The sequence below is a fragment of the Sphingomonas parapaucimobilis NBRC 15100 genome (genome assembly GCF_000787715.1).
Lineage (GTDB): Bacteria > Pseudomonadota > Alphaproteobacteria > Sphingomonadales > Sphingomonadaceae > Sphingomonas > Sphingomonas parapaucimobilis.
Window position 1 is genome coordinate 1 of the sequence record NZ_BBPI01000027.1, and the last position, 24,955, is coordinate 24,955.

The window sequence follows — 24,955 nt, forward strand, 5'->3', positions numbered from 1 at the left end:
TGCCGGGGAGGATCGTTAGCTACCTTCCCACTCAGCCCGACACCCGATAGGGAACGGCCATGGCAAAGCAGGCTTCCCCCTCCCGCATTCTCCGCTCCGCCCTGACCGCGCTGGCGATCACGCTGACCCCCGCCGCCGCCTTCGCGGATGCGCTGGTCGACAATGTGACGGGCCTGACGCTGGACAAGGACGGCAAGGTCGTGCGCTTCACCGGCCTGCTGCTGACCCCGGACGGCAAGGTCGTGAAGCTGCTGTCGGCCAAGGACAAGCGGCCCGAAAAGCTCGACTGGCGCGCGGACATGAAGGGGCGGGTGATGCTGCCCGGCTTCGTCGATTCGCATGGGCATGTGATGGCGCTGGGCTTCCGCCAGATTGAACTGGACCTCGCGACCACCAAGTCGCTGGACGAGGCCAAGGCACGGATCGCCGCCTATGTCGCGGCCAATCCTGAGCGGAAATGGATATTGGGCGGCGGCTGGAACCAGGAAAGCTGGGCGCTGGGCCGTTTCCCGACCGCCGCCGACATGGATGCGGTGGTGTCGGACCGTCCGGTCGTGATGGAGCGCGCCGATGGCCATGCGCTCTGGGCGAACAGCGCGGCGATGAAGGCGGCGGGGATCACCGCCAAGACCGTCTCTCCCTCCGGCGGCCGGATCGAGAAGGTCGGCGGCCAGCCCTCGGGCGTGTTCGTCGATGCCGCCATGCAATTGATCCAGAAGGCGATCCCGCAACCGCTGGCCAAGGATCGCAACGCCGCGTTCCTGAAGGCGCAGAACGAGCTGCTGTCCCACGGCATCACCGCGACCGCCGATATGGGCACGACGCTGGACGAGTGGATGACCTATCGCCGGATGGGCGATGCCGGAAACCTGCGCGTGCGGATCATGAGCTATGGCGGCGGAGTCGACGATACGGTCCGCATCGGCGGCACCGGGCCGACGCCGTGGCTATATAACAACAAGCTGCGGCTGGTCGGCGTGAAGCTGTACGGCGACGGCGCGCTGGGTTCGCGCGGCGCGTGGCTGAAGCAGCCCTATGCCGATGCGCCGGGCCAGACCGGGCTGGGCTTCATGTCGGACGACGTGATCCGCAACCTGATGAGCCGCGCGGCGATGGACAAGTACCAGATCGCCGTCCACGCGATCGGGGACAAGGCCAACGCGCAGGTGCTCGACGCGATCGACGAGCTGGCCGAGACCTATAAGGGCGACCGGCGCTGGCGGATCGAACATGCGCAGATCGTCGATCCGGTCGACCTGCCGCGCTTCGGCAAGCATGGCATCATCGCCTCGATGCAGCCGGTGCATGAGACCAGCGACCGCCAGATGGCCGAGGCGCGGCTGGGTCCGGCGCGGCTGGCAGGTGCCTATGCCTGGAACACGATGCTGAAGAACGGCGCGACCCTGGTGTTCGGTTCGGACTATCCGGTCGAGCGGCCCGATCCCTTTGCAGGCTGGGCGGCGGCGATCACCCGGCAGGGACCGGACGGTCAGCCCTATGGCGGGTGGCAGCCGCAGGAGATCGTCGGGCGCGAGGCGGCGTGGCGCGCCTTCACCATGGACGGCGCCTATGCCGGGTTCGCCGAGGATCTGTTCGGGCGACTGGGACAGGGGCAGCAGGCGGACTTCATCATCGTCGACCGCAACCCGCTGGACGTCAACCCCAGCGAGTTGCGCGCCACCCAGGTCGAGGAAACCTGGATCGGCGGGCAGAAGGTGTGGGAGCGTCGCTGACGCCCCTGCCCAGATCGGCGGGAGAACGCCTCGAAATGGGATAATCGGTGGGCCAAACCGCTAATGGTTTGGCAGGACTTACTCTGCTAATTTGCGGGTATGAAAAACCGTCTGCTCGCCATTGGCCTGATTGCGGCCGCCATCCCCTCGCTGGCCGCCGCTTCGCCCGTGGTCGGCATCGACGCGCTCAAGGAATGGAACCTCATCGTCCTGGGCGACCTGACCTCCAGTTCGGAGGTGGAGGGGCGCACTTTCGTGGGCGGCAATCTGAGTGGCAATTCGTCCAACTATCAGATCCGTTCCGTACCCAGCTCGGCCTATGCGGTGCCTGGCCTGACGGTGGTCGGCAATGTGCTGGGCGGGGCGAAGAACCTCAATAACGGTTCTGGCGCGCTGATCGGCGGCAATGTGGAGAGCGGCTTCAACCTGAATGGCGGGGTTCAGACGGTGAAGGTCGGCGGTCTGCTGTCCAACACCAACATCAACCAGAATATCGTCCAATCGGGCCTGAATGCCAGCGATCCCGGCTTCGTCTCGGGGTTGAACCAGCAGAAGTCCTTGCTGACGAGCAGCATGACCGATCTGTCGAACAGCTATGCCGCCCTGTCCGCCACGGCGCAGGTATCGATCAGCGGCAACCGCGCGACGTTCAACGCCGTGGCGGGGGCGAACGGCGTCGGCGTGTTCAACCTGAACGCCGCCGACCTGACGCGCTTCGGCGAGATCGCCTTCAACCCGAATGGTGCGGACACGGTGATCGTCAATGTGCATGGCAGTGCGGTGCGCCTCGACGACAATTTCCTGAACGGCGCGTCCGGCCTGGGCGAGCATGTCATCTGGAACTTCCCCGACGCGACCAGCCTGGAATTGACCACCGCCTGGAAGGGATCGATCCTCGCGCCCAAGGCCGCGGCGACCACCGGCAATTATATCGAGGGCTCGGCGGTGTTCGGCAGCCTGATCCAGAATGGCGAGTTCCATCTCGGGACCTATATCGGCACCTATGTGCCGGGCACGTCCAATCCGCCGAGCAGCTCCGGCGGGTCTTCGGGCGGAACCGGGAGCAGCGGGGGAAGCCCGGCGCCGGTGCCGGAGCCTGCCAGCATGGCCTTGATGGCCGGCGGGCTGGCGCTGCTGGTTCTGGCGCTTCGGCGGCGGCGAGTGGCGGTCTGATGGGGTAGGGGGGCGTGGCCTTCGACTTCGCTCAGGCCGAGCGGAGCGAGCGGAATGATCCAGGCCACACAACCCGTTCAGCCTGAGCGAAGTCTAAGGCCAGGGGAACACCCCAAGAAAAAAAGGCCGGTCCGCGCCCCCGCGAACCGGCCTTTTTCGGTATTTGTGGGAAGATCAGGCGACCTCGGCCTGCTCCACATCGTCGGGTTCGCGCAGCACATAGCCGCGGCCCCACACCGTCTCGATATAATTCTCGCCGTCGCAGGCCAGGCTGAGCTTCTTGCGCAGCTTGCAGATGAAGACGTCGATGATCTTCAGTTCTGGCTCGTCCATCCCGCCATAAAGGTGGTTGAGGAACATTTCCTTGGTCAGCGTCGTGCCCTTGCGGAGCGAGAGCAGCTCCAGCATCGCATATTCCTTGCCGGTCAGGTGGACGCGGGCATTGTCGACCTCGACCGTCTTGGCGTCGAGGTTCACCGCCAGCTTGCCGGTGCGGATGATCGACTGCGAATGGCCCTTGGACCGGCGGACGACGGCGTGGATACGCGCGATCAGTTCCTCGCGGTGGAACGGCTTGGTGACGTAATCGTCGGCCCCGAAGCCGAAGCTGCGCACCTTCGAATCCATCTCGTTGATGCCCGACAGGATCAGCACCGGCGTCGAGACGCGCGCGACGCGCAGGCGCTTCAGCACGTCATAGCCGTGCATGTCGGGCAGGTTCAGGTCGAGCAGGATGATGTCGTAATCATACAGCTTGCCGAGATCGAGGCCTTCCTCGCCCAGGTCGGTCGTATAGACGTTGAAACCTTCGCTGCCGAGCATCAGCTCGATCGCCTTGGCGGTCGTCGGTTCGTCTTCGATCAGCAATACGCGCATCGACAGTCCCCATTTGCGAGTGATCGCCCCCTTGCCCCGGCGACCTGATACTCCAATCATTAACCAACGTGGATGTGAACGTAAAAGGTTAATTCGCCCCTAACCGGGAATCTCCCCTTCTTGTTTTAGCCGGGCTCCCGGGCCGAGCAGCGTTTGATGTTCCACAGCGGGAATATCCTCGCCCAGAACTTCGCGAAGATACAGGCTGCGGATCAGGGTGAAGGCGACGATCAGCAGCGCGGCCGAAAAGAAAAGGCCGAACAGGCCGAAGATGGTCCCGATGCCGATGATCGCGAACAGGGTGACGGCGGGCGGGATGGCGACGACCCGGCTGGTGACGAAGGGGGTGATCGCATTGGTCTGCACCAGGCGGACGACCGCGAAGGTGATGAGCGTGCCGATGATCGCGCCGTTCCCGCCCTGCGCCGCCAGCCCCAGCGCGGGCAGCATCGCGGCGATCGGCCCGACATAGGGCACGAACTCGCTCAACCCGGTGAGCAGCCCCAGCGCGGCGGCCGACGGCACGCCCGCGATCGCCAGCCCGACGCCGACCAGCACGCCCATCGTCGTCATCTGGATCAGCTGCGCGCGCAGCCACAGCCGCAGTGTCGAACCCGTGTCGAACAGCGCATCCTCCATGGCGGGGCGCATCGACCGGGGGATCAGCAGCAGGAAGCCACGCTCGTAGATTTTCGGATCGGCGGCGAAGAACAGCGCGCCGACCAGCAGCAACAGGCAGTTGAGTACGAACTCGCCCGCGCCCGACACGATGCCCCCGATATCCTGCGCCACCCGGCTGCCCGCATAGGCGGCACGGACCGCGTCGACGACCTTGGCCCCGACCGGCGATTGCGAGGCCCAGGCGGCCAGCTGGTCGATCAGGATCGGCAATTGCGTGACCAGCGTGTTCAACTGCTGGCGAAAGGCGACGCCGAACAGCCAGGCGAGGAAACCCAGCACCGCCAGCACCGTCGCGATCGACAGGGTCAGCGAACGCTTCGGCCCGATGGGCAGGTGATCGGCATAGAGGTCGGCGATCGCATGGATGACGATCGCCCCCAGGATCGATCCGAAGGCCAGGATCAGCAGGTCGCCCGCGCGGAACAACGCGGCGGTGACGGCCAGGATCAGCAGGGTCAGGACGATGCGGCGGATGAAGCGCGCATCACTCTCGTCGGGACGCAGCCGGTTCATCGCACGGCCTCCGTCGCGTGCGCGGTCATGCACGGATCGCGCACCCGGTCGGCGAGCCAGGCGATCAGCGCCTCGACACGGGCGGGGCGCAGCGGGCTGGGCGGGGTGAGCAGGTGAAGCCCGATCGGCGGCGGCGTCCAGTCCTCCAGGATCGCGACGGCGCGGCCCGAGGCGAGATGCGGCCCGATGATGAAGCCCGGCAGTCGCGCAATGCCCAGCCCCGCGACGACGGCGGGAACCAGCGCGTCGCCGCTATTGGCGGTCAGCGGACCTTGCGGACGCACCGACACTTCCGCGCCGCCAGGGTGGCGGAAACGCCAGGGGCCGGTGATGTTGGAATAGCTGAGCAGCCGGTGCTCGCCCAGTTCGTTGGGATGGGTCGGCGTGCCATGGTCGACGAGATAGGCGGGCGAGGCGACGATATGGGTCGAAATCCCGCACAGCCGCCGGGCGCGCAGCGAACTGTCGGGCAGGTCGGCGATGCGCAGCGCGATGTCATAGCCTTCGGCGACGATATCGACCCGCGCATCGGACAGGCTGAGTTCGATCTCGATCCCCGGATGCGCGGCCAGGAAGTCGGCGATGACCGGCGCGATGTTGGTGACGCCGAACGACATGGGCGCGGCCAGCCGGATGCGCCCGGCGGGCGCACTGGCGGCGTCGCGCGCGGCTTCCTCGGCGGCGCGGGCCTCGGCCAGGATGCGCGCGGCATGGTCGGCGAGCGGCTTTCCCGCTTCGGTCAACGCCAGGCGGCGCGAGGTGCGGTGGAACAGCGACTGGTTGAGCTGCGCCTCCAGCCGGGTGATCGCCTTGGACACGGTGGCCTTGGACAGGCCGATCGCATCGGCGGCGGCACTGAACGAGCGATGCTCGACCACGGCGGCGAAGATGGCCCAGGCTTCCAGATCCGGCAGACGCATCGACACCCCCTTGGCCGACCCTTGGCGGTCCGCTGCGCGCTACAATGAACGTGGAAACGATCGGTTTCCAGCGTTTCCGTTTACGCGATCATTATCGGCCCTATCTTGTGGGCAACCAAGGGAGAAATTCCATGACTGCCATGACTGAAGAGAAGGGCATCGACCGCCGCAGCTTTGAAAGTCTGGGCCATGCGAACCATGGCTGGCTGGACGCGCGGCACCATTTCTCGTTCGCCAATTACTATGACCCCGCCCGCATGGGCTGGGGCGCGATCCGGGTGTGGAATGACGATGTCATCGCCCCCAATGCGGGCTTTCCGCCGCATCCCCATGCCGACATGGAGATCATCACCTATGTCCGCACCGGCGCGATCACGCACCAGGACTCGATGGGCAATGTCGGCCGCACCGCGGCGGGCGATGTGCAGGTGATGAGCGCGGGCTCGGGCGTGCGCCATGCCGAATATAATCTTGAATCCGAGCCGACGACGCTGTTCCAGTTCTGGATCGAGCCGCGCAGCCGGGGCGGCCAGCCCAGCTGGGGCGCCAAGCCGTTTCCCAAGGGCGAGCGTTCGGGCAAGTTCGTGACGCTGGCCAGCGGGTTCGACGAGGATGGCGATACGCTGCGTATCCGGGCCGACGCCCGTGTGCTGGGCGCGACGCTGCGCGCTGGCGAGAGTCTGGAGCACAATGTCGGCGAGGGGCGTCATGCCTATCTCGTCCCCGCCACCGGGCGGATCGAAATCGACGGTGTGCCGTTCGCGGCTCGGGACGGTGCGGCGCTGTCCGGCGGCCGGACCGTGACGATCACCGCGATCGAGGATGCCGAGATCGTTCTGGTCGATTCCGAATAAGTTCGTTTTTCTCGAAGGGAGTAACTGACATGGCCAAGGTTCTGGTCCTTTATTATTCGTCCTATGGTCACATCGAGAAGATGGCCGACGCCATCGCCGAGGGCGCACGCGCCGGTGGTGCCGAGGTGGACATCCGCCGCGTCGCCGAAACCGCACCGCCCGAGGTGGTCGCCGCCGCGCACTTCAAGACCGACACCGCGCACCCCGAGATCGAGGGTCCCGACGCGCTGATGAACTATGACGCGATCATCGTCGGCACCCCGACCCGCTATGGCCGCATGGCGAGCCAGATGGCGGCCTTCTGGGACACCACCGGCGGGGTGTGGATGAAGGGTGGCCTGGTCGGCAAGGTCGGCGGCGCCTTCACCTCGACCGCCAGCCAGCATGGCGGGCAGGAAACGACCCTGTTCTCGGTCCTGACCAACCTGATCCACCACGGCATGACCATCGTCGGGCTCGATTATGGCTTCCAGGGCCAGATGGGCGTCAAGGAAGTCCATGGCGGCACGCCCTATGGCGCGTCGACCCTGGCCGATGGCGACGGCAGCCGCCAGCCGAGCCAGGTCGACCTGGACGGCGCCCGCTACCAGGGCAAGCGTATCGCCGAGACTGCCGCCAAGCTGTTCGGGTGATCGGAAGGACGGGGGCGCCGGTCGGTGCCCCCGTTTTTTATGGCGGGCGTCGGGCGTGGCCTTCGACTTCGCTCAGGCTGAACGGAGGTTGGAAATAGGGATCAACCCCCACAGCCGTTCAGCCTGAGCGAAGTCGAAGGCCAAGGGAAACCCTATCGCCGCCGCCCCTTCTTTTTTACAGGCGCAGGCGCAGCCACAATCGGCACCGGCGGCTGGTTCGCCACCACGACCTTCAACGGATCGCGTATCCCCGGATCGGCCGGGAACTGTGCCCGCGCCTTGGCGAAGACCGCCCGCGCCTGCGCCGCACCTGGCTCTGCCAGACGGGTCCCGACCCAGCGCCAGTGCCACGGCTCCCACTTCACCCGCTGCCTGTTCCCCGCCGGAAAGCTCATCTCGAAGCCGAAGCGCCGCGCATTCGCGATCAGCCAGCGCGCCGCCGGAGACGCCGCCATGCACGCCTCGGCATCCGGGCAGCCATGCGCCGGGCGCACCGCAAAGTCGATCGCATAGCCGGTCGCATGTTCGCTATGCCCAGCAGGCGCGACCGAAATGGCGCGCTCGGCGGCGGAGACGCTGCGGTCGCGGCAGAAGACGTTGCGCTGGCGAGCGACCTCGCGGTGGCAGGACAGGCCGCGCAAAGTGCCGCCCACCGACGGATCGGCCTTCGCCGCATCGAGCAGCCGCTGCAGATCGCCCAGCATCGCCCGGTGAACCCGGCAATAGGGCTTCAGCCCAAATCCGGCGGGGGCGGGCACGATGTCCTGGGGCGCCGCATCGCCATAGGGGAAATGGCCCGCGACGCGGCCATCGGGGCCGGGCGGCGGCAGCGCACCGTCGCAGGACTGTGCCTGTACCGCCACCGGCAGCGTGGCGAAGATCAGCAGCGCCAGAAAACGCAGGAAAGCGGCAGGAGCGGTCGGCATGACGCGCGCGCCTCTGGCATGTCGGCGCGCACGGTGGCAAGGGAGCGCGATGCACGGAGATCGCGTTCTTTTCATCGACGGCGAAGCGCTGGTAATCGACAAACCGGCGGGCTTGCCCGTGGATCGGCCCCGTAACGGGTCGATCAGCCTCGAAAACCATCTGGAATCGCTGAAGTTCGGCTTCAAGCGCTGGCCCCATGCGGTCCATCGGCTGGACCGCGACACCAGCGGCTGCCTGCTCCTGTCGCGCAATCCCAAGGCCCATGCCCGTTTCCAGCAGGCGTTCGAGGCGGGATTGGTGGAAAAGCGCTATCTGGCGGTGCTGAACGGCCTGGTCGAGGGGGAGGGCATGATCGACCTGCCGCTGGCCAAGGTCTCGACGATGGAGGAAGGCTGGCGGATGGTCGCCGATCCGTCGGGCAAGTCCGCGCGGACCGGCTGGCGCGCGCTGCGCCATGAGGATGGCCGCACGCTGGTCGAGTTCCGGCCCGAGACCGGCCGGACGCACCAGATCCGCGTCCATGCCGCCACCGGCCTGGGGGCTCCGGTCGTCGGCGATCCGGTCTATGGCGCGGGCGAGCCGGGCGGCATGCTGCTCCACGCCGCCAGCCTGACCGTGCCGCGCGGCGAGAAGGATCCGATCACCGCCGAGGCGCCGGTCCCGGAACGCTTCGGCATCTTCCAGAACTAGGCGGACATGCGATGGCGCTGATCCCCGTCACCCGCGCCATCGCGATCGACGAGCGCGAGATCGCCGAAAGCTTCACCCGCGCCTCCGGGCCGGGCGGGCAGCATGTCAATACGACCGACAGCGCGGTGCTACTGCGTTTCGACGTCGGCGGCTCGCCCAGCCTGCCCGAGGCGGTGAAGATGCGCCTTGCGGTGCTGGCGGGGCAGCGGCTGAGCAAGGACGGCGTCCTTACCTTACGCGCGGATGCCAGCCGCTCGCAGGAAATGAACCGGCGCGAGGTGCGCGAGCGGCTGATCGAGCTGATCCGCGAGGCGACCATCGTGCCGAAGAAGCGGCGACCGACCAAGCCGACACGCGCGTCGCAGACTCGGCGGGTGGATGCCAAGAAGGGGCGCGCCCAGGTCAAGGCGGGGCGGGGGAAGGTTCGGTTCGACTGAGGCTTGGCGGCGGGCGTTGGGGCGTGGCCTTCGACTTCGCTCAGGCTGAACGGCGTGAGGGGTTTGTGGCCCCACATCCCAACCTCCGTTCAGCCTGAGCGAAGTCGAAGGCCGCGCGAAACCCTCACCAAACAAAAAACGGGCCGACGATCCCTCGCCGACCCGCTTCCCTGATCCGAAAGGATAAGACCTTAGCGGCGAACATCCTCGCCCGCACGGACCAGCGCGTTGCCGGTCGCCTCGCGAGCCTTGGCCGTGCCATTCTCGATCTTGTCGCCCGCGCGGTCCAGGCTGCGGTCGAGATTGTCGCCTGCGCGATCGGCCTGCACGGCGGCGCGGTCCCCGGCGCGGTCGAGCTTGTCGCCCGCCTTGTCCATCGCGTTCTCGGCCGAGTTCAGCGCCTTGGCAGTCGCGGCCTCGACATCGTCGGAGGCGTTCTGCGTCGTCGCCTTCACGTCCGAACCGATCGCGTCGGCGGCCTCCTTGGTCTGCTGCTGGCTGTTCTGGCTGCATGCGGCCAGCGAGATCGCGGCGGCGCCGGTCAGGGCGAGGATAAGGGCCTTCTTCATGGCAAACACTCCCGTTTCGAACATATGATCGGCGTGCCAACGCAGACGAACCGTTTCGGGTCCGAGCCGGTCTTCATGAATTCGCTCCGTTGACCGCATATAAAGATATCTTTATATCGTGATCCATGGCCAATGCGCTCGAAATCTTTCGCGCCCTCAGCGATCCGACGCGGCTGCGCATCCTGGCGCTGCTCCGCTCGATGGAGCTGTCGGTGGGCGAACTGGCGCAGGTGCTGGGCCAGAGCCAGCCGCGGGTCAGCCGCCATGTGAAGATCCTGGTCGACGCCGAACTGGCCGAGCGGCGCAAGGAAGGCAGTTGGGTCTTCGTCGCGCTGGGCGACCGCGAGGCGGTGGAGCCGGTGATGGCGGCGCTCGACCGCTGGACGGCGGAGACGCCCGACCCCTGGGTGGTGGCCGATGTCGCGCGGCTGGCGGCGGTGCGCGCCGACCGGGCGGCGAGTGCGGCGGCCTGGTTCGAGGATCATGCGGGCGAGTGGGATGCGATCCGATCGCTCCATGTCGCGGACAGCGAGATTGAGGAGGCGATGGCCGGCCTGATCGGCGAGGGCGATCTGGGCGCGCTGATCGATATCGGCACCGGCACCGGGCGGATGCTGGAGCTGTTCGGCGACCGGGCGGACAGCGCGCTGGGCATCGACCGTTCGTCGGAGATGCTGCGGCTGGCCCGCGCCAAGCTGCATGGGCGCGCCAATACCGAGTTGCGGCAGGCGGACCTGTATGCGCTGCCCATGGGGGACGGCGCGGCGGATATCGCGATCCTGCACCATGTCCTCCACTTCGCGCAGCAGCCGGGTGCTGCGATCGCCGAGGCGGCGCGGGTGTTGGGGCCGGGCGGGCGGTTGCTGATCGCCGATTTCGCGCCGCATGATCGCGAGGAACTGCGGCAAAAGGCGGCGCATAGTCGCCTGGGCTTTGCCGACGAACAAATGGCCAGCTGGTTCGGCCCCGCCGGGCTGACGCTGGCGGAGACGAAAACGCTGGAGGGCGGCGAACTGACCGTCAAGCTCTGGCTGGGTGTGAAGAAGGGGCTTCGGCCCGTCGAGACGAATAGGGTGAGGGCGGCATGACGAACACGATCCTGACGCGGGCCGAGGCCGCGCTGGCGCATGAGGAACCGCTGTTCGCCGATGTCGGCGGCGATATCGCGGTCAGCTTCGAATTCTTCCCGCCCAAGACGGAGAAGATGGACACGCAGCTGTGGGACGCGATCCGCACGCTGGAGCCGCTCGACCCGCGCTTCGTCTCGGTGACGTACGGCGCGGGCGGCTCGACCCGCGAGCGCACCCATGCAACCGTCGCGCGTATCCAGCGTGAGACGACGATGGACGCCGCCGCGCACCTGACCTGTGTCGAGGCGACCCGTGAGGAGATCGACCAGGTCGCCCATGAATATTGGGCGGCGGGCGTACGGCATATCGTGGCGCTGCGCGGTGATCCCCCCGCCGAGGGCGCGCGCTTCGTCAGCCATCCGGGCGGTTATGAGAATGCCGCCGATCTGGTCGCTGGTCTCAAGAAGCTGCACCCGTTCGAGATTTCGGTCGCGGCCTATCCGGAATGCCACCCGGACTCGGTCGACCGGGCGTCGGACATCGACAATCTGAAGCGCAAGATCGACGCGGGCGCGACCCGTGCGATCACGCAATTCTTCTTCTCGCCCGAAGCCTATTTCCGCTTCCGCGACGCGGCGGCGGCGGCGGGGATCACCGCCGAGATCGTGCCGGGCATCCTGCCGGTGTCGAACGTCGCGCAGACCCGCAAGTTCGCCGCCATGTGCGGCGCGCGCATCCCCGACTGGATGGACCGCCTGTTCGAGGGGCTGGACGACCATCCCGGCGCGCGCCAACTCGTCGCCGCGACGATCGCCGCCGAGATGTGCCGTCGGCTCTATGCGGGCGGGGTTAAGGGGTTTCACTTCTATACCCTCAACCGCGCCGAGCTGGCGTACGCGATCAGCCATTTGCTGGGCGTGCGGGGGAAGAAGGCCGAGGCGGTCGTGGCGGCGTGATCTTAACGCTTCGGGGGTAGGGCCGGTTCGGCAAGCTGTGTCGCTTGCGGCTTTCCCTCCCCCGGCCCCTCCCGCCTGCGGGAGGGGAGAGATGAAATGGAGGGTCGGGGTTGGCGACAGCGCATGACCGACGACCCAGGCACGCCCCTCCCGCAGGCGGGAGGGGATGGGGGAGGGCAGGGCCACAGGCAAATCGTCTGAGGCTCTCTACCCTAACGGAACAACCGCTCGCCCGAGCAGGAGCAAGACGATGACGACCCGCGACACCTTCCTGGCCGAAGCCGCCAAGCGCATTCTCATCACCGACGGCGCGTTCGGCACCGAGATCCAGAACTGGAAGCTGGACGAGGCGGCCTATGCGGGGACGCTGGGCCTGTCCCACGACCAGAAGGGCAATAACGACATCCTGGCGCTGACCAAGCCCGAGGTGCCCGAGTCCATCCACCGCGCCTATTTCGAGGCGGGGGCGGACATCGCCGAGACCAACACCTTCTCCGCCAACCGGATCAGCCAGGCCGATTACGGTGCCGAACATCTGGTGCGCGAGATCAATGTCGAGAGCGCGAAGCTCGCCCGTCGCCTGGCCGACGAGTACCAGGCCAAGGATGGCCGCCCCCGCTTCGTCGCGGGCGCACTCGGGCCGACCAACAAGACGCTGTCGCTGTCGCCGGACGTGAACGATCCCGGCTATCGCGAGATCGATTTCGATTTCCTCAAGGATGTGTACCGCGAACAGATCGACGCCTTGGTCGAGGGTGGGGCGGACTTCATCCTGATCGAGACGGTGTTCGATACGCTCAACGCCAAGGCCGGGATCATGGCCACGATCGAGGCGGGCGAGGCGCTGGGCCGTGAAATCCCGATCATGCTGTCGATGACGCTGACCGACCTGTCGGGCCGCAACCTGTCGGGCCATACGGTCGAGGCCTTCTGGCACGCGGTGCGCCATGCCCGGCCGCTGACCATCGGGCTGAACTGCTCGTTCGGCGCGGAGCAGCTGCGCCCGCATGTGAAGACGTTGAGCGAAATCTGCGACACGCTCATCATGATCTACCCCAATGCCGGGCTGCCCAACGAACTGGGCGCCTATGACGAGGCGCCGGTGACCACCGCTGGCCTTGTCGGCGAATGGGCGGTCGAGGGGCAGGTCAATGTGCTGGGCGGCTGCTGCGGCTCGACCCCTGCGCATATCAAGGCGATTGCCGACAAGGTGAAGGGCATGAAACCCCGCGCCATCCCGGCCCCGCCGGTCGTCACCCGCCTCGCCGGGCTGGAGCCGTTCACGATGGCGGCGTGACCCGCAAAGCCCCTCCTCTTCAGGGGAGGGGTTGGGGGTGGGGCGTGGCCTCCATCCCGGACCTTTGACTGCCTGGACAGGCCCCACCCCAACCCCTCCCCTGAAGGGGAGGGGCTAGGAACAAGACGATGACCACCAACACCTCCACCAATTTCGTCAATGTCGGCGAGCGGACCAATGTCACCGGATCGGCGGCGTTCAAGAAGATGATCCTGGCGGGCGACTATACCCGCGCGGTGGAGGTGGCGCGCAGCCAGGTCGAGAATGGCGCGCAGGTGGTCGACGTCAACATGGACGAAGGGCTGCTCGACGCCGAATACGCCATGACGACCTTCCTCAAGCTGATCGCCGCAGAGCCGGACATCGCGCGCGTGCCTATCATGATCGACAGCTCGAAGTGGAGCGTGATCGAGGCGGGTCTGAAGTGCGTGTCGGGCAAGCCGATCGTCAACTCGATCAGCATGAAGGAAGGCGAGGAGGCGTTCCTTCATTATGCCCGCCGCTGCATGGCATACGGTGCGGCGGTGGTCGTCATGGCGTTCGACGAAGTGGGCCAGGCCGACACCAAGGAGCGCAAGGTCGAGATTTGCGCGCGCGCCTATGACCTGTTGATGGGCATCGGCTTCCCGCCCGAGGATATCATCTTCGACCCCAATGTCTTCGCGGTCGCCACCGGCATCGAAGAGCATAACAATTACGGCGTCGACTTCATCGAGGCGTGCCGCGCAATCAAGGCGCGCTGCCCCCACGTCCATATCTCGGGCGGCCTGTCGAACCTGTCGTTCAGTTTCCGCGGCAACGAGCCGGTGCGCCGCGCGATGCACTCGGTCTTCCTCTACCACGCCATCCCGGCGGGCATGGACATGGCGATCGTCAATGCGGGCCAGCTCGACGTGTACGACACGATCGACCCCGAACTGCGCCAGGCCTGCGAGGATGTCGTCCTCAACCGTGACCCGGAAGCGGGCGAGCGGCTGGTCGCGCTGGCCGAGCGCTATCGCGGCACCGATGCGGTCGCCGAGAAGCAGGCCGCCGAATGGCGCAGCCTGCCCGTCACCAAGCGGCTGGAGTACGCGCTGGTCAAGGGCATCGACGCGCATGTCGTCGACGATACCGAGGAATGCCGTCAGCAATTCGCGCGCCCGATCGAGGTGATCGAAGGGCCGCTGATGGACGGCATGAACGTCGTCGGCGACCTGTTCGGATCGGGCAAGATGTTCCTGCCGCAGGTGGTGAAGTCCGCCCGCGTCATGAAGAAGGCGGTCGCCCATCTGCTCCCCTTCATCGAGGCGGCGAAGGAACCCGGCGCGAAGGGCAAGGGCAAGATCGTCCTCGCGACCGTGAAGGGCGACGTCCACGATATCGGCAAGAACATCGTCGGCGTCGTGCTCCAGTGCAACGGCTTCGAGGTGGTCGATCTGGGCGTCATGGTCCCCTGGGCGAAGATCATCGCTTCGGCGGTCGAGCATGATGCCGACATGATCGGCCTGTCGGGCCTCATCACCCCCTCGCTGGACGAGATGGTAACGGTGGGCGAGGAGATGCAGCGGGCGGGCATGACCATGCCGCTGCTGATCGGCGGTGCGACGACCTCCAAGGTCCACACCGCGCTGCGCATCGCGCCCGCCTATGAGGGGCCGGTGGTCCATGTCCTCGACGCCAGCCGGGCGGTCGGCGTGGCGACGACGCTCGTGTCCGATACCCAGCGCGATCCCTATGTGGCGCAGGTGGCGGCCGATTACGAAGCCGTCCGCAAGGCGCGCGAGGGCAAGGGTTCCAATGCGCTCCTGCCGCTGGAGGAAGCGCGGGCACGCGGCTTCGTCGCGGACATGGCGCTGAAGGCGGGCGATCCGAAGCAGCCGGGCTTGCATGTCTATCAGGACTGGGACCTGTCCGACCTGCGCGACTATATCGACTGGACGCCCTTTTTCCGCGCGTGGGAGCTGGCGGGCAACTTCCCGGCGATCCTGACCGATGAGGTCGTGGGCGAGAGCGCCAGCGGGCTGTACGCCGATGCGCAGGCCATGCTCGACACGATCATCGCCGAAAAGTGGCTGACCGCACGTGGTGTCGCCGCGCTATGGCCCTGCCGCCGCGATGGCGACGACGTGATCCTGACCGCCAAGGGCGAGGAAGCCCGCATCCCCTTCCTCCGCCAGCAGATCGCCAAGCGCGAAGGCCGCGCGAACATGTGTCTGGCCGATTTCGTTGATCCCGCAGGCGACTGGATCGGCGGCTTCGCGGTCGGCATCCACGGCATCGATGCGCATATCGAGCGGTTTCGGGCCGGGCATGACGATTACAACGATATCCTGCTGAAAGCCTTGGCCGACCGTCTGGCCGAAGCCTTTGCCGAACGCCTGCACGCGCATGTCCGCACCGACCTGTGGGGCTATGCGGCAGGTGAGCAGCTGACCAACGAAGCGCTGATCCGCGAGCAATATCGCGGCATCCGCCCGGCACCGGGCTATCCCGCATGCCCCGAGCACAGCATCAAGCGCACGCTGTTCGACCTGCTGGGCGCGGAACAGGCGGTCGGGCTGGAACTGACCGACAGCTTCGCGATGCTGCCGACGGCGGCGGTCAGCGGCTTCTATTTCGGGCACGCCCAGGCGGAATATTTCGGCGTGGCGCGGATCGGTGAGGATCAGGTGGCGGACTATGCCACCCGGCGCGGCATCGATGTGGCGCAGGCCACTCGCTGGCTGCGCCCCAATCTGGATTGATCATCTCGAATCCGATTGGGCCTGGGTTCCAGGGAAATCGGCATTTCATCAGCGGCCCGATCCTCCGGCGGCGTTGCAAGTCCAGGCATCGCCGCCGCCCTTGATCGCCCGGACCTTGTCGCCGCGCGGGCGAGGGGGGATGACGATGCATCGGCAGCCGATCCGTCGGTTATGCCGACCCGCCCCGCATCCCGGCTCGGTGGTGCGCTTCGCTATTGGCAAGCGCCGCGCAACCTCGATCAACCATGGCGTTGATCCTTATCAAGATTTCTGAAAGATGATCTGCAATCTATTGTGATTGCGATATCTTTTGGAACGTACCGTTTCGCCGCGGCGTTGGGTTGTTCCATGTCAGATATGATCAGCAGTCTCTTCCCCGCTCAAGACCCCAGTGAGCCGGAATCCGCCGCTATGCTCCGCGCTCATATTGCGGAGGCCGATTTCCCGTGCGTCGGCGCGAAGGCCGCGATGGCGCGTGGAACCCTGGAAATCCTGGGTGCGCGCGATATCGCCAGTGCCTGGGACGACCTGCGCATCCATGATGGCCTGCGCCGTTTCGCCGAGCGCTACCGCGCCGAGCCGCAGCTTTTCCGCAGCCTTGCGGTGGTGTTCGCCGGGCCGGATACGCTCGACGAAGCTGCATTCGAGCAATGGGTCTGGTCGCGCATCCAGTCTCTGTCGGACAAGGATGTCTGGCTGGGCCAGGATTGGGACAGGCGCGTCAGCACCGATCCCGATGACCCGCATTTCTCGCTCTCCTTTGGCGGCGAGGCGTTTTTCGTCGTGGGGCTGCACCCGAATGCCAGCCGCCCGGCGCGTCGCTTCCCGCGCCCTGCGATGATCTTCAACCTGCACGACCAGTTCGAGATCCTGCGCGCACAGGGGAAATACGAGACGATGCGCGAGAAGATCCTGATGCGCGACGAAGCGCTGGCCGGTTCGCGCAATCCGATGCTCACCCGCCATGGCGAATTGAGCGAAGCACGCCAGTATAGCGGCCGCGTGGTTGAGGAGGGCTGGCGCTGCCCCTTCCATTATGCAGGCGATGCGCGCGAGGCCAAGCCATGAACGGCCAAACGGTGGAAATCCCCCCGCGCAGCGGCGACGCGTTCCGCATGGCCAAGGGCGACAGCCTGACCGTCATCGATCCGCGCGGGCGGCAAGTGGCCGACCTGCTCGCCTTCAACGCCGACGATCTGGACGAGGTGATCTCGTCGGGGCGTACGCTCGACTATGCCGAGACGATCCGGCTGACGACCGGGCACAAGCTCTATTCCAATCGCTCGCGGGTGATGCTGGAGATCGTCGAGGACAGGGTGGGGATGCATGACTTCCTGCTGACGCCGTGCTCGGTCGATACTTTCGACCATTTCTATCCCGATCTGCCGCGCCATCGGGGGTGCTTCGGCAATCTGGCGGCGGCGCTGGAGCCTTATGGCGTAGTGCCCGACCGGATTCCGGTGGCGTTCAACTGTTTCATGAACGTGCCGATCGATGGCACGACCGGCAAGCTGGAGGTGCTGCCCCCGCTGAGCAAGCCGGGCGACCATATCCGCTTCGTGGCGCATATGGATCTGGTGATCGGGCTGACCGCCTGTTCGGCGCCAACGTCCAATGGGGGCAGTTTCAAGCCGATCGAGTACCGGGTGGAGCGGGCCTGACATCCTCCCCGGCACGGGGAGGGGGACCGCCGCGAAGCGGTGGTGGAGGGGGATCGCCGCACGGGGTGTCCTTTGCGGATGCCCCCCTCCGTCAGGCCTTCGGCCTGCCACCTCCCCGTACCGGGGAGGATCAGGTCACCGCTTGCACGTATCCGCCGTACCCGGATCGAGGTCCAGACAGCGCCCGTCCACACCCGGGATCGGTAACCCGATCGTCGCGGCCAGCGTCGGGGCGATGTCGACGGTTTCCACCGACAGCGGCTGTTCGAACCCGGCCATGCCCTTGCGCCAGAACAAGATAGGCACCCGGCGGTCATAGTCCCAGGGCGAGCCGTGCGTCTCGACATAGCCGGGGGCCGGCTCCTCGATGGTCGTCACACGAGGCTTGAGGAGGATCAGCAGATCGCCCGAGCGGGTCGGATCATAGGAGGAGCGCGCCTTTTCCTTCAGCGTCCAGGTCTCCGGCGGGGTCGTTGGCCAGGGCGTCGCCGCGATCTCGTCGCGGGTCAGCGCGGCGGCGACCTGCGGCAGGGCTTCGTAGCGGCGCTTGGCCTCGGCCAACACCTTCGCGCGGGTCGCGGCGGGCAATGCCGAATTGACATAGATGTCGCCCTCCGCGCTCATCAGGAGCGGCGGATCGTTGGGCAGGCCCATCGCCTTGGCGATCGCGGCCGACATCGCCTTGGTCCTGGCGTCGGGCGCGACATGGCTTTCCATCGGCATGGCGCGGATCTGCTGGCGTTCGGTCATGTCGTGTGCGCCGTGATCGGCGGTCAGCATCACCTCATAATCGACGCCCGTCGCGTCGAGCACATCGAAGAAGCCCGCCAGCGAACGGTCCAGCTCGGCCATCTGGATGCACATCTCGGCGCCCTGGGTGCCCAGCGCATGGCCGATATAGTCGGTCGCCGACAGCCCGACCGACAGGATGTCGGTCTGCGGTCCCTGGCCCAGCTTCATGTCCTGCACGAAGCCCGCCGCCATCGCCAGCACCGCCGCATCGGCGGCGGGCGAGACGCGGAACGCCTTCAGGTCGCCCGCCATGCGCTGGAACCGGCCGGTGCCCAGCGTCTGGCTGCCGACGGTGATCGGCCGGTCGAGCGGCTTGCAGAAGCCGGGCAGCGGCAGCGGCTCCTGCGGGCGGGCGACCAGATCGGCCACCGCCTTGCGCGTGCGCTCGACGACCGGCGGCACGGGCCGTCCGGCATAGGAGACATAGGTCTTGCCGTCCCACCACCAGATTTCGTCCATCTTGTGGCCGCCCATCATCACGGCGGCGCGGTCTTTCCCTGCGACCGAGACGGTGCGGACGCGGGGATCGGCGGTCTTCATCCGCTCGCCCAGCGTCGGGACCTTCAGATGCTTGTCCGACACGACGTAATTGTTGTGGTTCATGCCCGTGACGCTTTCGTCCTCCGAGCAATAGACGATCTTGTCGGGGCGGTTCACCGACTGGTCGACCCAGTTATTGGCGATGATCCCGGTATGGGCGGGGCGATAGCCGGTCAGGATGGTCGAGTGGCCGGGGCACGTCTCGGTCGCGGCATGGCTCTGATAGCCCGAGGGGAAGACCGCGCCGGTCAGCAGGCGGGCCATGCCGCCGGTGAAATGGTTGCGATATTGCTGGAACAGGTCGGCCGAGAACTGATCGACCGAGATCGCGACGATCAGCTTGGGTGGCGTCGTGGGAAAGGGCGGCTGCGGCGTCCCCGGCAGCGTGACGACGGGGGCGGGCGCGGAATAGCCCGGCACGGGGCTGGCATTCTGGGCGGTCGCGGGGGCGGCGAGAAGCGCGGCGGAGGCCAGGAGCGCGGCAGTCAGGGAGTTCATGGGCAACCTTGATGCAAAGCGGGAACAGGGGCGCTATGGAACGCGAAAGCGGGTGAGGGCAAGGTCGATGCGCGGTTGGTTTTACATCCTGATGACGGCTCTGTTCATGCTGGTGGCGGCAGGCCCCGGCATGGCGGAGAGCGCGCCCGCGCCGGGGGCCATCCATCTGCCGATGCGTCTGGTCGCCGAAAGCGAAACGCCGGCAGCGGGCAGCCATACGACCCTGGCTATCGTCGCGACGCCTGAAAAGGGCTGGCACGGCTATTGGAAGAATGGCGGCGATGCGGGCCTCCCGACCGAGGCGCACTGGACGCTGCCCAAGGGCGTGAGCGCGGGCGAGCTGCGCTATCCGGTGCCGGGGCGGCTGAAGATCGCCGGGCTGATGAACTATGTCTATGAGCGGCCCTTCACGCTGCTCGTGAATTTGTCCGTCCCCGCCGGGCTGACCAAGGGCACGCCGCTTCCCGTCTCGGTCAAGCTCGACTATCTGGTCTGCACCGACACGATCTGCGTGCCCGAGAGCCAGACTCTGTCGACGACGCTGACGGTCGGTGACGGCGCCATCGATCCGGCCCGGCGCGCCGAGTTCGACCGGTGGCGCGCCGCCTTGCCCAAGCCCCTTGGGGGCGACGGGGTGATCGAGACGCAAGGCAAGCAGGTGCGGATCGCGGTGCCGCTGCCCGCGCCGGTCGCGGTCAAGGACGCCTATTTCTACCCCGAGCGCAGCGGCATCATCGACCATGCCGCGCTGCAAGCGATGACGCGGAGCGGCGACCAGCTGATCCTCGCCATGCCCGCCGCCGCCGTGCCGACACCGGGGCCGGTGTCGGGCGTGTTGTCGATCGGCGAGGGGCAGGGACTGTCCTTCGCCGCCAAGCCGGGGGCGATTGCCGGGGCGAGCGCGACTTCGGATCATGGCTTCGGCGCGATCGCGCTGGCCTTTCTGGGCGCGGTGCTGGGCGGGTTGCTGCTCAACATCATGCCCTGCGTCTTCCCGATCCTGAGCCTCAAGGCGCTGAGCCTGGCCAAGGGTGGCGGCGATGAACGCCACGCCCGGACCGAGGCGCTGGCCTATACGGCGGGCGTCGTGCTGGTGTGCGTGGGCCTGGGCGTGGTGCTGCTGGCGTTGCGGGCGGGCGGGCAGAGCGCGGGCTGGGCGTTCCAGCTTCAGGACCCGCGCGTCATCGGCATCCTGCTGCTGCTCGTCGCGGGCATCGCATTCAACCTCGCCGGGCTGTTCGAGCTGCCGACGCCTGCCTTTGCCGGACGCTCGGGGGCGATGGGGTCGTTCGCGACGGGGGCGCTGGCCGCGTTCGTCGCGACGCCCTGTTCGGGGCCGTTCATGGCGGGGGCGTTGGGCGCGGCGCTGGTCCTGCCCGCTGCCGCCGCGCTGGCGGTGTTCGCTGGGCTGGGGATCGGCATCGCGCTGCCCTTCATCGCGATCGGTTTCGTTCCCGCGCTGCGGCGGCGGCTGCCCAAGCCGGGCATGTGGATGGTGCGGCTTCGTCATATCCTGTCGGTGCCGATGTTCCTGACCGCGCTCGCGCTGGCCTGGATATTGGGGCAGGAGGCTGGCGTGACCGGCATGACGCTGGGCCTCGCCGCCGCGCTGATCGCGTCGCTGGGTTTCTGGTGGACCGGTCTTCGCCAGCATGGCGGCAAGGGCCGCGCGGGCTGGCCCGCTGTCGTGGCGCTGGTGCTGGCGGTCGGGATCGTGGTGACGGTCAAGCCCGCCGCCGCAGTGGCCAAGGCGACCGCCGACACCGCCTTTACCGAGGCGAAGCTGGAGGATCTGCGGAAAGCGAACCGTCCGGTCTTCGCCTATTTCACCGCCGACTGGTGCCTGAGCTGCAAGGTCAACGAGGCAGCCGCCATCGAGCGGTCGTCGGTGCGCGAAGCGTTTGCGCGCAACAAGGTGGCGGTGCTGGTCGGCGACTGGACGGACGGCGATCCGGTATTGGGACGCTTTATCGAGCGGCATAACCGGGCGGGCGTGCCGCTCTACCTCTATTATGCACCGGGCGCGAAGGCGCCGCAGGTCCTGCCGCAGGTGCTGACCCCGTCGATGCTGGAGAAGCTGGGGGCGTAAGATCCTCCCCGGCACGGGGAGGATCTATAATGCCCCTTGCACACCCCCATCATGCGGTGCAGCATGGAACCCAGGTACAAGGGGGAGCGTAACGACCGGATGGGGACTATCGCCGCGTTCGACGAAATCATGGGGGCTTCCGGCGCAGTGACGCTGCGGCCCGAATTATCCGCGCTTCAACGCTGGCTCGATCACACCCCCGATAGCGAACTCCGCCGCCGCCAGCAGGCGGCCGAGGCGACCTTCCGCCAGCTGGGCATCACCTTTGCCGTCTATGGCGAAAGCGATGCGGCCGAGCGGATCATTCCCTTCGACATCGTGCCGCGCGTCTTCCTGCCCGACGAATGGGCGCGCCTGTCCGAAGGGCTGGTCCAGCGGGTCGAGGCGATCAACGCGTTCCTCGACGATATCTATGGCGAACGGAAGATCCTGCGCGACGGCATCCTGCCGCCCGACCTGATCTTCGGCAATCCGCAGTTCCGGCCCGAGATCGCGGGAATGCGCCCGCCGCACGGCGTCTGGGCGCATATCTGCGGCATCGACCTGGTGCGAACCGGCCCGGACGATTTCTTCGTGCTGGAGGACAATGCCCGCACGCCCTCCGGCGTCAGCTACATGCTGGAGAATCGCGAGGCGATGTTGCGCCTCTGCCCCGAGCTGTTCCGCCAGTTCCGGGTGGCCGCCGTCGACAGCTATCCCGACCGGCTACTCGCCACGATGAAGTCGGTCGCGCCGCACGGCGTCGCCGAGCCGACCTGCGTCGTCCTGACGCCGGGGCATTTCAACTCGGCCTATTATGAACACAGTTTTCTCGCCGATTCGATGGGGATCGAGCTGGTCGAGGCGGCCGATCTGGTGGTCGATGACGATATCGTCTGGATGCGTACCATTGCGGGCCGGGTGAAGGTCGATGTCATCTATCGCCGGGTCGATGACGACTTCCTCGATCCGCTCATCTTCCGCCCGGATTCCATGCTGGGCGTGCCCGGCCTGATCGCGGCCTATGCGGCGGGCAATGTCGCGATTCTCAACGCGCCGGGCAATGGCATCGCCGACGACAAGGCGATCTACAGCTATATGCCGGACATCGTCCGCTATTATTCGGGCGAGGAGCCCAAGCTGAAGAATGTCGAGACCTGGCGCTGCCGCGAGCCGGAGGCGCTGGCCTATGTCCTCGACCATCTGGACGAACTGGTGGTCAAGCTGGTCGACGGATCGGGCGGTTACGGGATGCTGGTCGGCCCGACCGCCACCAAGGCGCAGATCGAGCATTTCCGCGCCGCGCTGATCGCCGAGCCGCATCGTTACATCGCCCAGCCGACGCTGGCGCTGTCGACCGTGCCGACCCTGGTCGAAAGCGGGGTCGCGCCGCGCCATGTCGATTTCCGCCCCTTCGTCCTGACGGGTCGCAACGGCGTGGAGGTGACGCCGGGCGGGTTGACCCGTGTCGCTCTTCGCGAAGGGTCGCTGGTCGTCAATTCCAGCCAGGGCGGCGGCACCAAGGACAGTTTCGTCCTGCTCCATCCCGAACCCGACAGCTGGGTGCATGTGCAGGGCCAGCAGTCGCAGATCCAGACGCAGGGGGTACGCTGATGCTCTCGCGGACCGCATCCTCGCTCTATTGGCTGGGCCGCTATTTCGAGCGGGCCGATTTCATCGCCCGGCTGGTCGAGGCGACCGTCCGGCTCGACGTGCTGTCGCCGCGCTCGGCGGGGCTGGCCGCCTGGGGCTCGGCGCTGGCCGTCACCGATACCGCCGGCGCCTTTGCCGAGGGCGGGCGCGAGCTGCGCCGTCGCGAGGTCGCGCGCTTCCTGACGGTCGAGACCTGCCATCCCGGCTCGATCGTGCGCTGCGTCGACATGGCGCGGACGAACGCGCGGGCGGTGCGCACCGCGCTGACCCGCGAGGCGTGGAGCGCGATCAACCGCGCCTGGCTGCATTTCGAGGCCAGGCCCGCCGCCGATGATCCCACCGCCGTCCTCGGCCTGGTCGAGGCGGTGAAGAACGAGACGCGTGGTTTCGAGGGCGCCGTCCACCGGATGCTGCGCAACCAGACGACCTGGTTCATCCGGCTGGGCCAGGCGGTGGAGCGGGCGGACAATACCGCGCGGCTGCTCGACGTGAAATATCACATCCTGCTGCCCGCGGGCGAGCGGATCGGTGGCGTCGTCGATCGCGACCAGTGGACGACGATCCTCCAGACCGTGTCCGCCGTCACCGCCTATCGCTGGCTCTATTCCGACGGGCTGAAGCCCGCCAACGTCATCGACCTGCTGATCGCGCGCGCCGAACTGCCGCGCAGTCTGGCGGCGTCGGTCGAGGAAACGGTGGACGTGCTGGGGCAGCTTGCCCGGCGTACGGGGCAGCATGGGGAGGCGGATCGCATGGCGAGGTTGCGGGCCAATCGGATGACGAAGACGCGGTCGGGCGATGTGATCGCGGGCGGGCTTCACCAGTTTCTCGAAGCCTTTATCCAGGAGAATGCCCTGCTGCACGGCGCCATCGGCCGTCAGTTCAAGTTCGCCTGATGCGCATCGTGATCGAGCACCAGATCGTCCACCGCCCGAAGCCGGGTCGGCCGACGATGGTCCAGATGCTGCGCCTGACGCCGGAAAATCATGACGATCAGACGGTGGCAAACTGGCATATCGACGTCGACTGCGACGCGCGGCTGCGGCGCGGGCAGGACGGTTTCGGCAATGCCGTGACCATGCTCTATATCCAGGACGCGCCCGAGAGGGTGACGATCACCGCGACCGGCGAGGTGCTGACCAGCGATGCGCATGGCCTGGTGCGCGGGACGACCGAGACGCTGCCGCCCGCCCTGTTCCTGCGCGCGACCCCGGCGACGCCCGCCGATGCCGCGATTGCGGCCTTTGCCGAAGAAGCGATACGCGGCGCGGACAGCAGCCTGGCGGCGCTCCATGCGATGAATGCCGCGCTCCACCGTCGTTTTGCCAGCGCTGCGCAGAGCCCCGCGACGGACGCGGCGGCGGCTTTTGCCTCGGAGGCGGCGGGGGCGTGCGATCTGGCGCATATCTTCTGCGTGGCGGCGCGGTCGCTGGGGGTGCCGGCCCGGTTCGTCTCGGGCTTCGCGTCCTGGGATGACGCGGCGGGCGCCACGGCGCATTGCTGGGCGGAAGCCTATGTCGAGGGGCTGGGCTGGATCGGCTTCGATCCGAGTATCGGGCTTAGCCCGCAGGACCGCCACGTCAGGGTCGCCGTCGCGCTGGACGCCGCCGGGGCGACCGCGCTGTCGGGCGAGGCGTGGCGGGAGGTGGCCCTGGTGGATGAGGCGGTGCATCAGGCTTCGGCCTAATT

22 protein-coding genes are annotated in these 24,955 nt (G+C 67.1%); 16 read left to right on the plus strand and 6 right to left on the minus strand.

What is annotated here, in order from left to right; translation table 11 throughout:
* Window positions 1-59: 59 nt before the first annotated feature.
* Both SP5_RS04795 and SP5_RS04800 read left to right on the plus strand, forming a co-directional pair.
* Window positions 60-1,733 carry an amidohydrolase gene (locus tag SP5_RS04795; protein ID WP_042484886.1) on the plus strand — a complete coding sequence of 558 codons (1,674 nt, stop codon included), beginning with the start codon at window positions 60-62 and terminating at the stop codon, window positions 1,731-1,733.
* Between the two features lie 99 nt (window positions 1,734-1,832).
* Window positions 1,833-2,906 (plus strand): choice-of-anchor A family protein, encoded by a 1,074-nt coding sequence (locus SP5_RS04800; protein WP_042484889.1) that lies wholly within the window; start codon window positions 1,833-1,835, stop codon window positions 2,904-2,906.
* A 174-nt stretch (window positions 2,907-3,080) separates the two neighbouring features.
* Here the strand turns inward: SP5_RS04800 and ctrA are convergent, their stop codons facing one another.
* The 3 genes from ctrA to SP5_RS04815 all read right to left on the minus strand — a co-directional run bounded on the left by ctrA (window position 3,081) and on the right by SP5_RS04815 (window position 5,896).
* Window positions 3,081-3,782, minus strand: a complete 702-nt coding sequence (gene ctrA, locus SP5_RS04805; RefSeq protein WP_042484892.1) for a response regulator transcription factor CtrA — start codon at window positions 3,780-3,782, stop codon at window positions 3,081-3,083.
* A gap of 99 nt (window positions 3,783-3,881) precedes the next feature.
* The gene (locus SP5_RS04810) at window positions 3,882-4,976 is read right to left on the minus strand and encodes an AI-2E family transporter (RefSeq protein ID WP_042484895.1); all 1,095 of its coding nucleotides are present in this window, start codon (window positions 4,974-4,976) and stop codon (window positions 3,882-3,884) included.
* On the minus strand, window positions 4,973-5,896 hold the full coding sequence (locus tag SP5_RS04815) for a LysR family transcriptional regulator (protein ID WP_042484898.1): 924 nt from the start codon (window positions 5,894-5,896) through the stop codon (window positions 4,973-4,975). Before SP5_RS04815 ends, SP5_RS04810 begins: the two co-directional genes overlap by 4 nt.
* Before the next feature lie 140 nt (window positions 5,897-6,036).
* Between SP5_RS04815 and SP5_RS04820 the strand changes: the two genes are divergently transcribed.
* Together SP5_RS04820 and wrbA are read left to right on the plus strand one after the other, a co-directional pair.
* Complete coding sequence (locus SP5_RS04820; RefSeq protein WP_157013575.1) at window positions 6,037-6,750, plus strand: pirin family protein; 714 nt, start codon at window positions 6,037-6,039, stop codon at window positions 6,748-6,750.
* Window positions 6,751-6,779: 29 nt separating this feature from the next.
* Window positions 6,780-7,382 (plus strand): NAD(P)H:quinone oxidoreductase, encoded by a 603-nt coding sequence (gene wrbA / locus SP5_RS04825; RefSeq protein ID WP_042484900.1) that lies wholly within the window; start codon window positions 6,780-6,782, stop codon window positions 7,380-7,382.
* A 152-nt stretch (window positions 7,383-7,534) separates the two neighbouring features.
* Here wrbA and SP5_RS04830 read toward each other — a convergent pair whose 3' ends face one another.
* On the minus strand, window positions 7,535-8,308 hold the full coding sequence (locus tag SP5_RS04830) for a M15 family metallopeptidase (protein ID WP_052811404.1): 774 nt from the start codon (window positions 8,306-8,308) through the stop codon (window positions 7,535-7,537).
* Window positions 8,309-8,357: 49 nt separating this feature from the next.
* On the opposite strand from SP5_RS04830, the gene SP5_RS04835 reads away from it, so the two are divergent.
* Both SP5_RS04835 and arfB read left to right on the plus strand, forming a co-directional pair.
* Complete coding sequence (locus tag SP5_RS04835) at window positions 8,358-8,999, plus strand: RluA family pseudouridine synthase (protein WP_042484902.1); 642 nt, start codon at window positions 8,358-8,360, stop codon at window positions 8,997-8,999.
* A gap of 11 nt (window positions 9,000-9,010) precedes the next feature.
* Window positions 9,011-9,436: an alternative ribosome rescue aminoacyl-tRNA hydrolase ArfB gene (gene arfB / locus SP5_RS04840; RefSeq protein ID WP_042484906.1), complete on the plus strand. Its 426-nt coding sequence runs from the start codon at window positions 9,011-9,013 to the stop codon at window positions 9,434-9,436.
* Window positions 9,437-9,627: 191 nt separating this feature from the next.
* Here arfB and SP5_RS04845 read toward each other — a convergent pair whose 3' ends face one another.
* Window positions 9,628-10,005 (minus strand): hypothetical protein, encoded by a 378-nt coding sequence (locus SP5_RS04845; RefSeq protein ID WP_042484946.1) that lies wholly within the window; start codon window positions 10,003-10,005, stop codon window positions 9,628-9,630.
* A 125-nt stretch (window positions 10,006-10,130) separates the two neighbouring features.
* On the opposite strand from SP5_RS04845, the gene SP5_RS04850 reads away from it, so the two are divergent.
* From SP5_RS04850 to SP5_RS04875, 6 genes are all read left to right on the plus strand, one after another.
* On the plus strand, window positions 10,131-11,093 hold the full coding sequence (locus SP5_RS04850; RefSeq protein ID WP_042484908.1) for an ArsR/SmtB family transcription factor: 963 nt from the start codon (window positions 10,131-10,133) through the stop codon (window positions 11,091-11,093).
* Entirely contained in the window at window positions 11,090-12,031 is a 942-nt protein-coding gene (metF, locus tag SP5_RS04855; RefSeq protein ID WP_042484911.1) for a methylenetetrahydrofolate reductase, read from the plus strand. The genes SP5_RS04850 and metF overlap by 4 nt, the downstream gene beginning before the upstream one ends.
* Window positions 12,032-12,281: 250 nt before the next feature.
* Window positions 12,282-13,328, plus strand: coding sequence for a homocysteine S-methyltransferase family protein (locus SP5_RS04860; protein ID WP_042484913.1), 1,047 nt, complete (start codon window positions 12,282-12,284; stop codon window positions 13,326-13,328).
* A gap of 128 nt (window positions 13,329-13,456) precedes the next feature.
* Window positions 13,457-16,054 carry a methionine synthase gene (gene metH, locus SP5_RS04865; protein ID WP_042484916.1) on the plus strand — a complete coding sequence of 866 codons (2,598 nt, stop codon included), beginning with the start codon at window positions 13,457-13,459 and terminating at the stop codon, window positions 16,052-16,054.
* A gap of 411 nt (window positions 16,055-16,465) precedes the next feature.
* A complete protein-coding gene (gene gntA, locus SP5_RS04870) occupies window positions 16,466-17,122 on the plus strand; it encodes a guanitoxin biosynthesis heme-dependent pre-guanitoxin N-hydroxylase GntA (RefSeq protein ID WP_245613401.1) in 657 nt (218 codons plus the stop codon).
* Entirely contained in the window at window positions 17,119-17,715 is a 597-nt protein-coding gene (locus SP5_RS04875; RefSeq protein WP_042484922.1) for a DUF1989 domain-containing protein, read from the plus strand. Before gntA ends, SP5_RS04875 begins: the two co-directional genes overlap by 4 nt.
* Before the next feature lie 135 nt (window positions 17,716-17,850).
* Here the strand turns inward: SP5_RS04875 and SP5_RS04880 are convergent, their stop codons facing one another.
* Window positions 17,851-19,545 carry an alkaline phosphatase family protein gene (locus SP5_RS04880; protein WP_042484926.1) on the minus strand — a complete coding sequence of 565 codons (1,695 nt, stop codon included), beginning with the start codon at window positions 19,543-19,545 and terminating at the stop codon, window positions 17,851-17,853.
* Window positions 19,546-19,612: 67 nt separating this feature from the next.
* Here SP5_RS04880 and SP5_RS04885 point away from each other — a divergent pair, with 67 nt between their 5' ends.
* The 4 genes from SP5_RS04885 (at window position 19,613) to SP5_RS04900 (ending at window position 24,953) form a co-directional block, all read left to right on the plus strand.
* Complete coding sequence (locus tag SP5_RS04885) at window positions 19,613-21,634, plus strand: protein-disulfide reductase DsbD family protein (protein ID WP_042484929.1); 2,022 nt, start codon at window positions 19,613-19,615, stop codon at window positions 21,632-21,634.
* A 99-nt stretch (window positions 21,635-21,733) separates the two neighbouring features.
* A complete protein-coding gene (locus SP5_RS04890; RefSeq protein ID WP_042484931.1) occupies window positions 21,734-23,227 on the plus strand; it encodes a circularly permuted type 2 ATP-grasp protein in 1,494 nt (497 codons plus the stop codon).
* On the plus strand, window positions 23,227-24,162 hold the full coding sequence (locus SP5_RS04895; RefSeq protein ID WP_042484933.1) for an alpha-E domain-containing protein: 936 nt from the start codon (window positions 23,227-23,229) through the stop codon (window positions 24,160-24,162). Before SP5_RS04890 ends, SP5_RS04895 begins: the two co-directional genes overlap by 1 nt.
* On the plus strand, window positions 24,162-24,953 hold the full coding sequence (locus SP5_RS04900; protein ID WP_042484936.1) for a transglutaminase family protein: 792 nt from the start codon (window positions 24,162-24,164) through the stop codon (window positions 24,951-24,953). Before SP5_RS04895 ends, SP5_RS04900 begins: the two co-directional genes overlap by 1 nt.
* Window positions 24,954-24,955: the final 2 nt, after the last annotated feature.